Consider the following 13,176-nt stretch of genomic DNA (forward strand, 5'->3'; position numbering starts at 1 on the left):
AGGCCGGGATCAGCCGGACCGGGCCAGCCAACCGACCGGGCGGTCGATGATCCGGCGGGCCACCGAGGCGGCCCCGCCGACCGCCGCGGACTGCGCGCCGAGCGCGGCCGGGCGCACCGTGACCGGTGACCATGCCGCGGTGAGCACCCGCCGGGAGATCTCGGCGACCACCGGCGGCGCGAGCCAGGGGGCGAGCGGGGCGTATCCGCCGCCGAGCACCACGGTGTCCAGGTCCAGCAGGTTCACGACGCCGGCCACGGCCACGCCGAGGGCCGCCCCGGCGCCGGCCAGGGCGGCCAGGGTGGCCGGATCGCCGGCGGCCGCGAGGTCCGCCAGCCGGGTCGCGGCGGTGTCGGCGGGCAACTCGCCGCCGGACAGCCCGGCGGCGGCCAGGATGGCCTCCTGGCCCGCGTACCGCTCCAGACAGCCGCGGCCGCCGCAGCGGCAGGGCCGCCCCTCGGGGTGTACCGGGATGTGGCCCAGTTCGCCGCTCCAGCCGCGCGCGCCCCGGTACAGCACCCCGTCGAGCACGATCCCGGCACCGATGCCGATCTCACCGGAGATGTGCAGGAAGCTGGCCGACCCGGGCGGGCCGGCGTGCAACTCGCCGAGGGCGGCGAGATTGGCCTCGTTGTCGACGACCAACGGCGGGATCCCGTCGACCGGCTCGGCGAGCGGGTGCCCGGCGAGCAGCCCGGGGACGTCCACGTCCCGCCAGCCGAGGTTGGGCGCCAGCCGGACCAGGCCACCGTCGCCGACCAGGCCCGGCACGGCGAGCGTCGCGCCGGCCAGGGTCAGCCCATCGCGTACGGCCGTGGCGCGGGCCTCGGCGGCGAGCGCGGCGAGCCGGTCCAGGGCGTCGGCGGGGGAGACCGGCCGCAGGTCGGCGCGGCGCACCACGTGGTGGCGTACCGCGCCGGCCAGGTCGACCACGCAGGCGGCCAGGTAGTCGACGTTGACCTCCAGCCCGAGCCCGGCCGGCCCGTCGGCGGCCAGCACCAGGCCGCGGGCCGGCCGCCCGGCCCCGGTACGTGGCGCGGGCTCCGCCTCGGCGACCAGCCGACCGGCGATCAGGTCGTCGACGACGGCGGAGACGGTGGCCCGGGTCAGCCCGGTCCCGGCGGCGATCTCGGCCCGGGAGGGGGGCCGCTCGGCGGCGGCGATCCGCCGGAGCACCACCGCCAGGTTGAGCTCGCGGAGGCTGCCCTGCCGGACCGCCCCGGCGGTGCTGGAGCTGGTCACCCCTTGACACTGCCACACCGTGGTCATTTAATTCAACCACTGAACTAATTGCGGACGACACCACCGGAGGTCTGCTATGGCACCCCGTCCCACCCCCGCCGACAAGTTCTCCTTCGGTCTCTGGACGGTCGGCTGGCAGGCCCGTGACCCGTTCGGCGACGCCACCCGGCCGGCCCTGGACGCGGTCGAGGCGGTGCACAAGCTCGCCGAGCTCGGGGCGTACGGGATCACCTTCCACGACGACGACCTGGTCCCCTTCGGCGCGGACCCGGCCACCCGGGACGCCCACCTGACCCGGTTCCGCAAGGCCCTCGACGAGACCGGCCTGGTCGTGCCGATGGTCACCACCAACCTCTTCACCCACCCGGTTTTCAAGGACGGCGGCTTCACCAGCAACGATCGCGACGTCCGCCGTTACGCACTGCGCAAGGTGCTGCGCAACGTCGACCTGGCCGCCGAGTTGGGTGCCCGCACCTTCGTCATGTGGGGCGGCCGGGAGGGCGCCGAGTACGACCTGGCCAAGGACGTCCGTGCCGCGCTGGACCGCTACCGGGAGGCCGTCGACCTGCTCTGCCAGTACGTCGTCGACCAGGGCTACGACCTGCGCTTCGCCCTCGAGCCCAAGCCGAACGAGCCGCGCGGCGACATCCTGCTCCCCACCGTCGGGCACGCGCTGGCCTTCATCTCCACCCTGGCCCACCCCGAGCGGGTCGGGCTGAACCCGGAGGTCGGGCACGAGCAGATGGCCGGGCTCAACTTCGCCCACGGCATCGCCCAGGCGCTCTGGCAGGGCAAGCTGTTCCACCTCGACCTCAACGGCCAGCGGGGCATCAAGTACGACCAGGACCTGGTCTTCGGCCACGGCGACCTGCTCAACGCGTTCGCCCTGGTGGACCTGCTGGAGCACGGCGGCCCGAACGGCGGTCCCGCGTACGACGGGCCGCGGCACTTCGACTACAAGCCCTCGCGTACCGAGGACATGACCGGGGTGTGGGCGTCGGCGGAGGCGAACATGCGCACGTACCTCCTGCTCAAGGAGCGGGCAGCGGCGTTCCGGGCCGACCCGGAGGTGGCCGAGGCGCTGGCCGCCAGCAAGGTCGGCGACCTGGCGACGCCGACGCTGGCCCAGGAGGAGAGCTACGCCGACCTGCTCGCCGACCGGTCCGCGTTCGAGGAGTTCGACCCGGAGGCGGCCGGGGCGCAGGGCTACGGCTTCGTCCGGCTCAACCAGCTCGCCGTCGAGCACCTGCTCGGCGCGCGCTGAGGCGGGCCACCATGCCGCTCGTCGCCGGGGTCGACTCGTCCACCCAGTCCTGCAAGGTCGTCGTCCGCGACGCGGAGACCGGCACGCTGGTCCGGCAGGGCCGGGCTCCTCACCCGGACGGCACCGAGATCGACCCGCAGGCGTGGTGGGAGGCCCTGCTGGCGGCCGTCGACGCGGCCGGCGGGCTGGCCGACGTCGCGGCCGTGTCGGTCGCCGGCCAGCAGCACGGCATGGTGTGCCTGGACGAGGCGGGCCAGGTGGTCCGCCCCGCCCTGCTCTGGAACGACACCCGCTCCGCCGGCGCCGCCCAGGACCTGATCGCCGAGGCAGGCGGCGGCGAGGCCGGCCGGCGGTTCTGGGCCGAGGCGACCGGCAGCGTGCCGGTGGCCAGCTTCACCGCCACCAAGCTGCGCTGGCTGGCCCGGCACGAGCCGGCGCACGCCGACCGGGTGGCCGCGGTCTGCCTGCCGCACGACTGGCTCACCTGGCGGCTGGCCGGCGCGCCGGGGCTCGACGCGTTGCGCACCGACCGGGGCGACGCCAGCGGCACCGGCTACTGGTCGCCCCGGACCGGCGCGTACCGTCTCGACCTGCTGGAACGCGCCTTCGGGCGGCAGCTCCGGGTGCCCGCGGTGCTCGGTCCGGCGGACCCGGCCGGGCCGCTGGACCCGGCGGCGCTCGCCGGCCGGGGCGGCACCGGTGGCGCCCTGCTCGGCCCCGGCACCGGCGACAACGCGGCCGCGGCGCTCGGGGTCGGTGCCGGCCCGGGCGACGTGGTCGTCTCGATCGGCACCTCCGGCACGGTCTTCGCGGTGGCCGACGCGGCCGCCGCCGATCCGAGCGGGGCGGTGGCCGGCTTCGCCGACGCCACCGGCCGCTTCCTGCCGCTGGTCTGCACGCTCAACGCGGCCCGGGTGCTCGACGCCGCCGCGGCCCTGCTCGGGGTCGGCCTCGACGAGCTGAGCGAGCTGGCCCTGGCCGCCCCGCCCGGCGCCGACGGGCTGGTCATGGTCCCCTACCTGGAGGGGGAGCGGACCCCGGACCGGCCCTCCGCCACCGGGTCGCTGCACGGCCTCACCCTGGGCAGCTCGACCCCGGCCCACCTGGCCCGCGCCGCCGTCGAGGGGATGCTCTGCGCGCTCGCCGACGGCCTGGACGCGTTGACCGCGCAGGGTGCCACCGCCCGCCGGGTCATCCTGGTCGGCGGCGGGGCCCGGTCGGCGGCCGTGCGGCGGATCGCCCCGCAGGTCTTCGGCCGGCCCGTGGTGGTGCCGCCGCCCGGCGAGTACGTCGCCGACGGCGCCGCCCGCCAGGCCGCCTGGGTCGCCCTGGGCGGCGCGGCGCCACCGGCATGGACGGTCGGCGACACCGAGGAGTACGCGGCGATGCCCGTACCCGCCGTCCGGGCGCGCTACACCCGGGCCCGGGACCTGGTCGTGGACCGCCTCGACACCGTCCCGTGATCTCCACCTGATTGGCTGCCGGGCATGAGCGGCACCAGGATCCCCCGGCGCGGCAGCGCGGCCCACCGGTTCTACAGCGTGCTCGTGTTCGTGGTGCTCGCCTCGCTGGACAACGTGGCGATCGGCCTGGTCCCGCCGCTGTACGGGCCGATCTCCGGCGCGCTGGGCGTGCCGCAGCGGCTCCTCGGTCTGGTCACCGCGGTGAGCTTCCTGGTCAGCGCGGTCGCCGCGGTCGGCTGGGCGTACGTGGGCGACCGGACCAACCGCAAGCCGCTGCTGATGGTCGGCACGCTGGCCTGGGCGGCCGGCACCGGCGGCAGCGCCCTCGCCCAGCACTATTCGACGTTCCTGGTCGCCCAGCTCGTCGCCGCGGTCGGATTGGGCGCCGTCGGCTCGGTCGGGTTCTCGGTGGTCACCGACCTGATCTCGCCCCGCCGCCGGGGCCTGGTGATGAGCTTCTGGGGGCTGTCGCAGGGCGTCGGCACCCTCGCCGGGACGCTCGTCGGCGGCATCCTCGGCGCCACCGACTGGCGACGGCCGTTCCTGCTGCTCACCGTGGTCGGCCTGGCCGCCACCGTCGCCTACCTGTTCACGTACGACATCCGGCGCGGGCAGAGCGAGCCGGAGTTGGCCGCGGTCCTCGACGCCGGCGCCGAGTACGACTACCGGATCAGCCGCGCCGACCTGCCCCGGATCCTGGGCCGGCGGACCAACCGCTGGCTGATCCTCCAAGGACTGACCGCGCAGGCGGCGTTCGGGTCCCTGGTGTGGCTGCCGGTGCTGTTCGCCCAGCGTGCCGAGGCGCAGGGCTACTCACCCGCCACCGCCGTGGTGGTGGGCAGCGTGTTCGCCACCCTGTTCCAGCTCGGCGGGGTGCTGTCCATCGTGGGTGGCCTGGCCGGCGACGCGCTCCAGCGGCGTACGCCCAGCGGCCGGGCCCTCGTCGCGGCGGTGGGCATCCTCGCGGCCGTGCCGTTCTACCTGGTGCTCTTCCTCGTGCCGATCCGGATCGACGTGCCGAACGGCGGCAGCTCCGGCGCGGTGATCGCCGCGGTGCTGGCCAGCGTGGTCACCGAGCCCACGGTCGGGCTGAGCCTGCTGACCGCGGTGCTGGCGCTCGCGCTTACCTCCGCCAACTCGCCGAACTGGTTCGCGCTGATCGCCGACGTCAACCCGCCCGAGCACCGGGGCACCGTCTACAGCCTGGGCAACCTGGTCAACGGGGTCGGCCGGGCGGCCGGCAACGGGCTGGTCGGGGTGGCCTTCCACGCACTGCGGGCGGCCTTCCCGCCGCCGCTGAACTACGCGGTCGGCCTGGCCGTGTTCCAGCTCTTCTTCATCCCGACCGGCCTGATGTACTGGCTCGCCGCCCGTACCTCGCCGCGCGACATCGCGCAGGTCCACGACCTCCTGCACACCCGCGCCGGCCGCCTCTGACGTCTCTCGCGCCTCCGCTTCGTGGCCCGCCCGCCCGCCGGCCCCGGCAGACGGTGGGACCGGCGGGCGGGCCACCGTCAGCCGCGGTACCAGACCGTGACGTCGGTGGGAACGGCGTCGTCCTCCAGCGGTGCGCTGGCCACCAGCACCTCGGCACCGGCCGGCAGGGGCACCGACGCCGGGCCGAAGTTGGTCAGCACGGTGAGCCCGGCGTTGGTGAAGGTGAGCACCTCGTCGCCGGAGGAGAGCCAGCGCAGCGCCCCGGCGCCCAGCCCGTGCTCGCGGCGTAGCCGCAGCGCGGTCCGGTACAGCTCGTACGTCGAGCCGGGCACCCCGCGCTGCCGGTCGAGGGCGTACTCGGCCCAGATCGGGGGCTGGGGGAGCCAGCTCGCGTCGGTCGGCCCGAAGCCGTACGACGGGGCGTCGGCCTCCCACGGGATCGGCACCCGGCAGCCGTCCCGGCCCCGCTCGGTGTGCTGGCTGCGCTCCCAGGTCGGGTCCTGCCGCACCTCGTCCGGCAGCGTGGTGTGCTCCGGCAGCCCCAGCTCCTCGCCCTGGTAGAGGTACGCGGAGCCGGGCAGCGCCAGCATCAGCAGGGTGGCCGCCCGGGCCCGGCGCAGGCCGAGCGCGGCGTCGGGCTGCGGATCGCCGATGCCGATCCCGTTCGGCCGGGGAATGCCGATCGGCAGGCCCAGCCGGGAGGCGTGCCGGACCACGTCGTGATTGGACAGCACCCAGGTGGTGGGCGCGCCGACCGCGTCGGTGGCCTCCAGCGAGCGGGTGACGACCGCGTACTGGGCCGGGGCGGTCCAGGCGGCGAGCAGGTACTCGAAGTTGAACGCCTGGTGCATCTCGTCGGGCCGGACGTAGCGGGCCAGCCGCTCGGCCGGCTCCACCCAGGCCTCGGCGACCAGGATGCGATCCCCGCCGTACGAGTCGAGCAGCCGCCGCCAGTCCCGGTAGATCTCGTGCACCCCGTCCTGGTCCCACATCGGCGGGCGGGGCTTGTCCACCTCGGGGCCGGAGAGGATCTCCTGCGGCTCCTGCCAGTCGGCCAGGTCGGCCTGCTTGATCAGGCCGTGCGCCACGTCCACCCGGAAGCCGTCGACACCCCGGTCGAGCCAGAACCGGAGGATGTCCAGGAACTCGGCGCGGACCTCCGGGTTGCCCCAGTTCAGGTCGGGCTGGCCGGGGTCGAAGAGGTGCAGGTACCACTGCCCGTCGGGCACCCGGGTCCACGCCGGACCGCCGAAGACGCTCTGCCAGTCGTTCGGCGGCTCGGCGCCCTGCGGGCCGCGGCCGTCGCGGAAGATGTAGCGCCGCCGCTCCGGGCTGCCCGAACCGGCGGCCAGCGCGTCCTGGAACCAGCGGTGCGCGGACGAGGTGTGGTTGGGTACCAGATCGACGATCACCCGTAGCCCGCGCGCCTTCGCCTCGGCGATCATCGCGTCGGCGTCCGCGAGGGTGCCGAAGAGCGGGTCGACGTCCCGGTAGTCCGCCACGTCGTACCCGGCGTCGGCCTGCGGTGACGGGTAGAAGGGGGACAGCCAGACCGCGTCGACCCCCAGCTCGGTCAGGTGACCGAGGCGGGCGGTGATGCCGGGGAGGTCGCCGATCCCGTCGCCGTTCGCGTCGGCGAACGAGCGCGGGTAGATCTGGTAGATGACGGCCTCGGTCCACCAGCCGGTGGCCGGGCCGCCGGCCGGTTCCTGCTGCGTCGCGTCGGTGTTCAGAGCCTTCTCCCCTGTGTCGAGCGGTGGCCGTCCGCCGGCCGGTCGGTCATTCCCGCGGCCGTCACCCGGACGGCCGAATCCGTTCAGTTTGCCCGCGGTGGTGCGGTCGATTCACGCACCACCAGTCGAGTGGGCAGGATCACCGACCGCGTCGGTGGCTCGCCGTCGGCGTCCCCGAGGCGTGGTCGCGGCACCACCCCCGGGTACGGGTCGGCGGTGCGCACCCCCAGCGGGTCGAGCAGCATCCGTGCGGCGAGCAGCCCCTGCTCCGCGGCGGGTTGGGCGACGGTGCTCAACCCGAGCACGCCGGCCAGGTCGTGGTCGTCGATGCCGATCACGCTGACGTCGTGCGGCACCCGCAGCCCGGCGTCGCGTAGTGCCGTCATCGCGCCCATGGCCATCTCGTCGCAGGCGGCGAAGATCGCGGTGGGCGGCTCGCCCCGGGCCAGCAGCTCGGCGGTGGCCCGGATGCCGCCGTCGATGGTGAACTGCGACTCGACGTCCAGGCTCGGGTCGGGCCGGATCCCGGCCGCGCGCAGCGCGTCCTGGTAGCCGCGGCGCCGGTCCAGATGCGTGGTGAAGGCCAACTCGTCGTCCGGATCGCCGGAGATGTGCGCGATCCGGGTGTGGCCGAGGTCGAGCAGGTGCCGGGTGGCGGTCCGTCCCGCGGCCACGTCGTCGATGCGTACCCGCGGCCAGCCGGGCACGCCGCTGCCGGAGCTGATGGTCACCCCCGGCAGGGCCAGCCTGGTCAGCGCGGCCACGTCCGCCGGCCGCAGCGGGGTGGCGACCAGGATGATCGCGTCCATCCGCTTGTCCAGGTTGGCGGTCCGCAGCACCCGCTGCCGGGTCTGCTCGCGGCCACCGAGGTTGTAGAGGAGCAGGTCGTACCCGTTCTGGTGGAGGAAGTCCTCGACGGCCTCCACGACTGTCCCGAAGAACCAGCGGGTGATCCGGGGAACCACGACGCCGACTGTGCCGGTCTTCCCGCCGGCCAGCCGGGAGGCGCTCGGCGAGACCGCGTACTGGAGCTGCTCGGCGGCGGCGAGGACCCGGCGCCGGGTCGCGGCCGAGACCGTCGGAAGGCCGCGCAGCGCCCGGGAGACGGTGGCCGTGGAGACCCCGGCCAGGCGGGCGACGTCGTCAATCTTCGTCATCGTTGTTCCCCCCGCTCCGCCCCGCGTCCGCCGCCGCCGGGGCCGGCGGCGGCGGAGCAGCGGGTCAGCCCTTGACGCTGCCGGCGAGCAGGCCGCGCACGAAGTAGCGCTGGAGGGACAGGAACACGATCAGCGGTACGACGATCGACACGAACGCGCCGGACGTGAGCCGCTGCCACTCGTTGCCCCGGGTGCCGGCCATCTCGGCGAGCCGGACGGTCAGCGGAGCGGTCTCGTTCCCGCCGCCCGCGAAGATCAGCGCGACCAGCAGGTCGTTCCAGACCCAGAGGAACTGGAAGATGCCGAACGCGGCCAGCGCGGGCGTGATCAGCGGCATGACGATGGTACGGAAGATCTTCGGGTGGGTGGCCCCGTCGACCCGGGCCGCCTCCATCAAATCCCTGGGCAGCTGCGAGATGAAGTTGTGCAGCAGGAACACGGCGAACGGGAGCGCGAAGCAGGTGTGCGCGAACCACACCTGCGCGAACTTCTGTGCACCGTCGAGTTCCCAGGCCGGCAGCAGGGTGAACCCGCCCAGACTGACGCCGTTGGAGAAGAAGCTGAGCAGCGGCACCAGGGCCATCTGCAGCGGCACGATCTGCATCGCGAAGATCCCGATGTAGACCCAGTCCCGGCCGCGGAAGTTGATCCACGCCAGCGCGTACGCGGCCAGGGCAGCGAACGCGAGCGGGAACAGCACCGACGGGATGGTGATCGCCAGCGAGTTGATGAAGTAGCTGGCCAACTGCCCGGACGACGAGGAGGTGCCGAACAGCACCTCCTGGTAGTTCTCCAGCGTGAACTGGGGGTCGCTGAAGAACGTCCACCAGCCGGTGGTCTTGATCTGGGCCTCCGGCCGGAAGGACGAGATGAACAGGCCGAAGGTCGGCACGGTCCAGAGCAGCGCGATGACGATTGAGACCACGGTGGCGGTCCGGGTGTTCAGCCGCTTGCGGACCCGCCGGGCGATGCCGCGGCGCTCATCCACCTGCTGGGTGCCGGTGCCGAGCGTGGGCGTGGTGGTGGTCATTTCACCCCTCCCGCTGCTGACGCAGGTTGCGGATCTGGTAGATCACGATCGGGATGACCAGAACGAAGAGGAAGACCGCCAGCGCGGAGCCCCGCCCGTTCTCGCCGTACCGGAACGCCTGGTTGTACATCTCGTTGGCGATCACGCTGGTTTCGTAGTTGCCGTTCGTCGCGGTCCGGACGATGTCGAAGACCTTCAGTGTGGCGATCGACAGGGTCACCACCACGACGATCAGGGCCGGCCGGATGCTCGGCAGGGTGATCTGCCAGAACATCTGCCACGGGGTGACCCCGTCCAGGCGGGCCGCCTCGACGATGTCGGCCGGGATGGCCTTGATCGCGGCGGAGAGCACCACCATGGCGAAGCCGGCCTGGATCCATATCATGATCACGATGAGCAGCAGCGTGTTCAGCGGCGACTCCAGCAGCCACTGCTGCGGTTTGCCGCCGAGGCTGACCAGGATCTGGTTGAGTAGGCCGATCTGCTCCTGGTCCTCGCCCCGGTACGCGTAGATGAACTTCCAGATGATGCTGGCACCTACGAACGAGATCGCCATCGGCATGAAGATCAGTGACTTGGCGAGCGCCTCGAACCGGGCCCGGTCGACCATGACCGCGTAGAGCAGACCGATCGAGGCGGCCACCAGCGGCACCAGGACCACCCAGGTGAGCGTGTTGAGCAGCACTCGGACGATCGCATCATCCGCGAACATCCACCGGTAGTTGGCCAGCCCCACCCAGTTCTGGCTGCCGCCGTCCATGAACGACAGCAGCGTGGTGCGGATCGCCGGGACGACCAGGCCGACGAGGAGCAGCAGCGTCGTCGGCAGCAGGAAGAAGAGCGCGAAGAGCCCTTCGCGGGGCTTCCGTCGCCGAGGCGGCGGCGCGCCGCCGGCCGATGCGGCGACCAGTTGAGCCTCACGGCGCCGGGCGAACCAGGACGGCACCACGTCCAGCAACAGGAGCAGGCCGCCCACCACCGCGACGAAGGCCACCAGCCCCCAGAGCAACATGAAGAGCTTTGGCGACTCCTCCGCGAAGTCGAAGTTCATCAACCCTCCCACGGGTGTCGACTGTGCCGGTGGGCCGGCCCGTGGTCACGGGCCGGCCCACCTTCCCAGATCACTTCGGCCAGCTGCCTTCGATGTCCTTCAGCGCCGACGCGGTGTCCTTGCCGTTCACCCAGGCGACCATGCCCTTCCAGAAGGTCCCGGCGCCGACCGCGGCCGGCATCAGGTCGGAACCGTCGAAGCGGAAGACCGCGCTCTTGTCCTGGAGGATCTGAACCGAGAGCTTGTCGATGGGGCTCTCCACGTTGGCGAGGTCCAGCTTGTTGTTCGCCGACGCCCAGGCGCCCAGCTTGGCCCGGCTGTTGGCGTGCTCGCCCGAGGCCAGGAACGTCTGCACCGCCTGTACCTCCGGCCGGTCGCTGAAGGCGACGGTGAACTGCCCGGCGCCGAGCACCGGCTTGCCCTTGGCCGGGTCGATCGCCGGGAAGTAGAAGGCGAAGACGTCCCCGTCCTCGCCCACCTTGGTGCCTTCCGGCCAGTTGTTCGCGTAGAACGACGCCTGCCGGTGCAGCGCGCACTTGCCCTGCAGGATCGGCAGGCCCGCCTCCGAGAACGCGGTGGTGGCGATGCTCTTCACGCCGCCGAAGCCGCCGTTGACGTACTTCTCGTTCTTCAGGATGGTGCCGGCCCGGTCCAGGGCCTCGGCGACCTTCGGGTCGTTGAACGGGATGCCGTGGGTGGTCCACTGGTCGTAGACCTCAGGGGTCTGCGTCCGCAGCATCAGGTCCTCGATCCAGTCGGTGGCCGGCCAGCCGGTGGCCTCACCGGACTCGATGCCGGCGCACCACGGCTTCGTGCCGCTCGCTGCGATCGTGTCGCTCAGCTTGATGAGGTCGTCCCAGGTGGTCGGGACCGCCCAGCCCTTCTCCTTGAACGTCTTCGGCGAGTACCACACGAACGACTTGACGTTCGAGTCCAGCGGCACGCCGTAGAGGGTTCCGTTGACGGTCGCGTACTTCAGCCAGTCGGCCGAGTAGTTCTGCTCGGCCATCGCTTTCGTGTCGCCCGCGAGGGGCTTCAGCTTGCCGGCGTCGGCAAACCGCTTCAGCAGGCCCGGCTGCGGAATCGTCGCCAGATCCGGCGCGTTGCCACCGTCCACTCGCACGGGCAGCTGCGCCTCGAATTCACGGCTGCCCTCGTAATCGATCTTGATGCCGGTGCAGTCGACGAACTGCTTCCAGGACTCCTGCAGCTTGTCGGCCTCGACGTCGGTGTTCGTCGAGTAGATCGAGACCTTCTTGCCCTCGTGGCCCTGGTACTTCTCATAAGCGGCACACTCCGCGGAGCCCGCCTTGCTGCTCTTCTTGTCGCTGCTGCCGGTGCCGCAGGCGGTGACGCCGAGCGCCAGCCCCAGAACGCCGGCGACCGCGAGAGCCTGGCGCGATCTGGCAAACGCCATGCCGATCTCCTTCCTAGCCGGCGCGTGGAGGGATCGAAACTCGCGCCGGTCCGATGGTCGTCCCCACATGTAAGCGCTTGCATCTTGTCGGGTCCACCCCCCTGCCGGACACGGCCCGGTAACAATCCCGAAACCCACTTACCGCGCGTGGGCGCGCTCCCACGCTCCGCTGATTCCGCCGGCAGGGCACCCCTTTCCATCAATGGCGCTTTCTGTCACGCTGAGCACGGCAGATAGAAAACTTTCAACATAGGAGGAAGTGGATGCGCAAGCGGTGGTTCAGCCTGGCGGCCGTGGGCGCCGTCCTCGCGGCGACCCTGGTGCCGGCGACCCCGGCCATGGCGGCCCCGACCTTCAAGGTCCCGTTCCCCTGCAACCAGTCCTGGTCCGGCCAGACCCGGTCCGACCACAGCCCGGCCTACGCCATCGACTTCAACCGCACCGACGACCTGGGTGACCCGGTGGTGGCCAGCGCGCCGGGCACGGTCGACCGGGTGACCGACCTCGGCGGCACCAGCTACGGCAAGTACGTCCGGATCGACCACGGCAACGGCTACACCACCTACTACGCCCACCTGAGCGGCTTCAACGTCTCGGTCGGGCAGACCGTCGGCTACGGCCGGGTGATCGGGTACGTGGGCAGCACCGGTGGCTCCACCGGCCCGCACCTGCACTACGAGCAGCGGCTCAACGGCAACGACATCCAGGTCCGGTTCAACGGGGCGCTCGCCCTCTACTGGGGCACCAAGACGTACACCAGCGACAACGGCTGCTCCGGCTCGAACACCGGGGAGGGCACGGTCAACACCACCTCCGGTGTGAGTCTGACCGTCCGCTCCGGACCGGGCACCAACTACAGCGCGGTCGGCTCGGTCGCCGACGGCGCGAAGGTCACCATCTACTGCCAGACCAGCGGCACCACGGTCACCGGCACGTACGGCACCAGCTCGATCTGGGACCGGATCGGCACCGGACGATACATCTCCGACGCGTACGTCTACACCGGCTACGACGGCTACATCCCCGGCGTACCCCGCTGCTGACCGGCAGCGCCGCGGGCCCCGGCCGAGCCCCACGTCCGACCGGCGAACCGGTCGGTCGGGTGGGTGACCGCCCGGAACGCGAAGCGCCGGGGTCGTCGCGTCCGCGGGCTCCAGTCTGGGAGGACGGAGGCCGCGGACCCGGCGACCCCGGCGGGTCAGGGGTGGGGTGCGGCGGCTAGCTGCTGAAGATGCTGACGCCGCCCGGGCCGACCAGCAGGCCGACGATGATGAGGACGATGCCCCACAGGATCTGCCGGCGGAACAGCGCGAGGATGCCGGCGACCACCAGTACGACTGCGAGAATCCAGAGAATCAGCTCCATGGCTCGTGCAGTACCCG

11 protein-coding genes are annotated in these 13,176 nt (G+C 72.4%); 4 read left to right on the top strand and 7 right to left on the bottom strand.

Annotated elements, in window-relative coordinates:
* Positions 1-9: 9 nt before the first annotated feature.
* A complete protein-coding gene (locus ABZ783_RS21140; protein ID WP_357440825.1) occupies positions 10-1,269 on the bottom strand; it encodes an ROK family transcriptional regulator in 1,260 nt (419 codons plus the stop codon).
* A 49-nt stretch (positions 1,270-1,318) separates the two neighbouring features.
* Here ABZ783_RS21140 and xylA point away from each other — a divergent pair, with 49 nt between their 5' ends.
* The 3 genes from xylA to ABZ783_RS21155 are packed head-to-tail and all read left to right on the top strand — an operon-like array spanning position 1,319 to position 5,406.
* Complete coding sequence (gene xylA, locus ABZ783_RS21145; protein ID WP_357440828.1) at positions 1,319-2,506, top strand: xylose isomerase; 1,188 nt, start codon at positions 1,319-1,321, stop codon at positions 2,504-2,506.
* Positions 2,507-2,517: 11 nt separating this feature from the next.
* A complete protein-coding gene (xylB, locus tag ABZ783_RS21150) occupies positions 2,518-3,969 on the top strand; it encodes a xylulokinase (RefSeq protein WP_357440831.1) in 1,452 nt (483 codons plus the stop codon).
* A 24-nt stretch (positions 3,970-3,993) separates the two neighbouring features.
* A complete protein-coding gene (locus tag ABZ783_RS21155; protein WP_357440834.1) occupies positions 3,994-5,406 on the top strand; it encodes an MFS transporter in 1,413 nt (470 codons plus the stop codon).
* A 77-nt stretch (positions 5,407-5,483) separates the two neighbouring features.
* On the opposite strand, the gene ABZ783_RS21160 is transcribed toward ABZ783_RS21155, so the two are convergent.
* From ABZ783_RS21160 to ABZ783_RS21180, 5 genes are all read right to left on the bottom strand, one after another.
* The gene (locus ABZ783_RS21160) at positions 5,484-7,139 is read right to left on the bottom strand and encodes an alpha-amylase family glycosyl hydrolase (RefSeq protein WP_357441080.1); all 1,656 of its coding nucleotides are present in this window, start codon (positions 7,137-7,139) and stop codon (positions 5,484-5,486) included.
* Between the two features lie 83 nt (positions 7,140-7,222).
* Positions 7,223-8,296: a LacI family DNA-binding transcriptional regulator gene (locus ABZ783_RS21165; RefSeq protein ID WP_357440837.1), complete on the bottom strand. Its 1,074-nt coding sequence runs from the start codon at positions 8,294-8,296 to the stop codon at positions 7,223-7,225.
* Positions 8,297-8,360: 64 nt separating this feature from the next.
* Positions 8,361-9,326, bottom strand: coding sequence for a carbohydrate ABC transporter permease (locus ABZ783_RS21170; protein WP_357440840.1), 966 nt, complete (start codon positions 9,324-9,326; stop codon positions 8,361-8,363).
* A gap of 1 nt (position 9,327) precedes the next feature.
* On the bottom strand, positions 9,328-10,377 hold the full coding sequence (locus tag ABZ783_RS21175) for a sugar ABC transporter permease (protein WP_357440843.1): 1,050 nt from the start codon (positions 10,375-10,377) through the stop codon (positions 9,328-9,330).
* Between the two features lie 70 nt (positions 10,378-10,447).
* On the bottom strand, positions 10,448-11,794 hold the full coding sequence (locus ABZ783_RS21180; protein ID WP_357440845.1) for an ABC transporter substrate-binding protein: 1,347 nt from the start codon (positions 11,792-11,794) through the stop codon (positions 10,448-10,450).
* A gap of 263 nt (positions 11,795-12,057) precedes the next feature.
* Between ABZ783_RS21180 and ABZ783_RS21185 the strand changes: the two genes are divergently transcribed.
* Positions 12,058-12,837: a peptidoglycan DD-metalloendopeptidase family protein gene (locus ABZ783_RS21185; RefSeq protein ID WP_357440847.1), complete on the top strand. Its 780-nt coding sequence runs from the start codon at positions 12,058-12,060 to the stop codon at positions 12,835-12,837.
* Positions 12,838-13,012: 175 nt separating this feature from the next.
* Here the strand turns inward: ABZ783_RS21185 and ABZ783_RS21190 are convergent, their stop codons facing one another.
* On the bottom strand, positions 13,013-13,159 hold the full coding sequence (locus ABZ783_RS21190; RefSeq protein WP_167402562.1) for a GPGG-motif small membrane protein: 147 nt from the start codon (positions 13,157-13,159) through the stop codon (positions 13,013-13,015).
* Positions 13,160-13,176: the final 17 nt, after the last annotated feature.

The organism is Micromonospora sp. NPDC047738, from assembly GCF_040642675.1.
GTDB lineage: Bacteria > Actinomycetota > Actinomycetes > Mycobacteriales > Micromonosporaceae > Micromonospora.

Excerpts from the sequence above, each read along its gene's own strand:
- ABZ783_RS21140 (WP_357440825.1), bottom strand. The coding sequence starts at position 1,269 with ATGACCACGGTGTGGCAGTGTCAAGGGGTGACCAGCTCCAGCACCGCC.
- ABZ783_RS21175 (WP_357440843.1), bottom strand. The coding sequence starts at position 10,377 with ATGAACTTCGACTTCGCGGAGGAGTCGCCAAAGCTCTTCATGTTGCTC.
- ABZ783_RS21155 (WP_357440834.1), top strand. The coding sequence starts at position 3,994 with ATGAGCGGCACCAGGATCCCCCGGCGCGGCAGCGCGGCCCACCGGTTC.
- ABZ783_RS21170 (WP_357440840.1), bottom strand. The coding sequence starts at position 9,326 with ATGACCACCACCACGCCCACGCTCGGCACCGGCACCCAGCAGGTGGAT.
- ABZ783_RS21180 (WP_357440845.1), bottom strand. The coding sequence starts at position 11,794 with ATGGCGTTTGCCAGATCGCGCCAGGCTCTCGCGGTCGCCGGCGTTCTG.
- ABZ783_RS21185 (WP_357440847.1), top strand. The coding sequence starts at position 12,058 with ATGCGCAAGCGGTGGTTCAGCCTGGCGGCCGTGGGCGCCGTCCTCGCG.
- ABZ783_RS21165 (WP_357440837.1), bottom strand. The coding sequence starts at position 8,296 with ATGACGAAGATTGACGACGTCGCCCGCCTGGCCGGGGTCTCCACGGCC.
- xylB (WP_357440831.1), top strand. The coding sequence starts at position 2,518 with ATGCCGCTCGTCGCCGGGGTCGACTCGTCCACCCAGTCCTGCAAGGTC.
- xylA (WP_357440828.1), top strand. The coding sequence starts at position 1,319 with ATGGCACCCCGTCCCACCCCCGCCGACAAGTTCTCCTTCGGTCTCTGG.
- ABZ783_RS21190 (WP_167402562.1), bottom strand. The coding sequence starts at position 13,159 with ATGGAGCTGATTCTCTGGATTCTCGCAGTCGTACTGGTGGTCGCCGGC.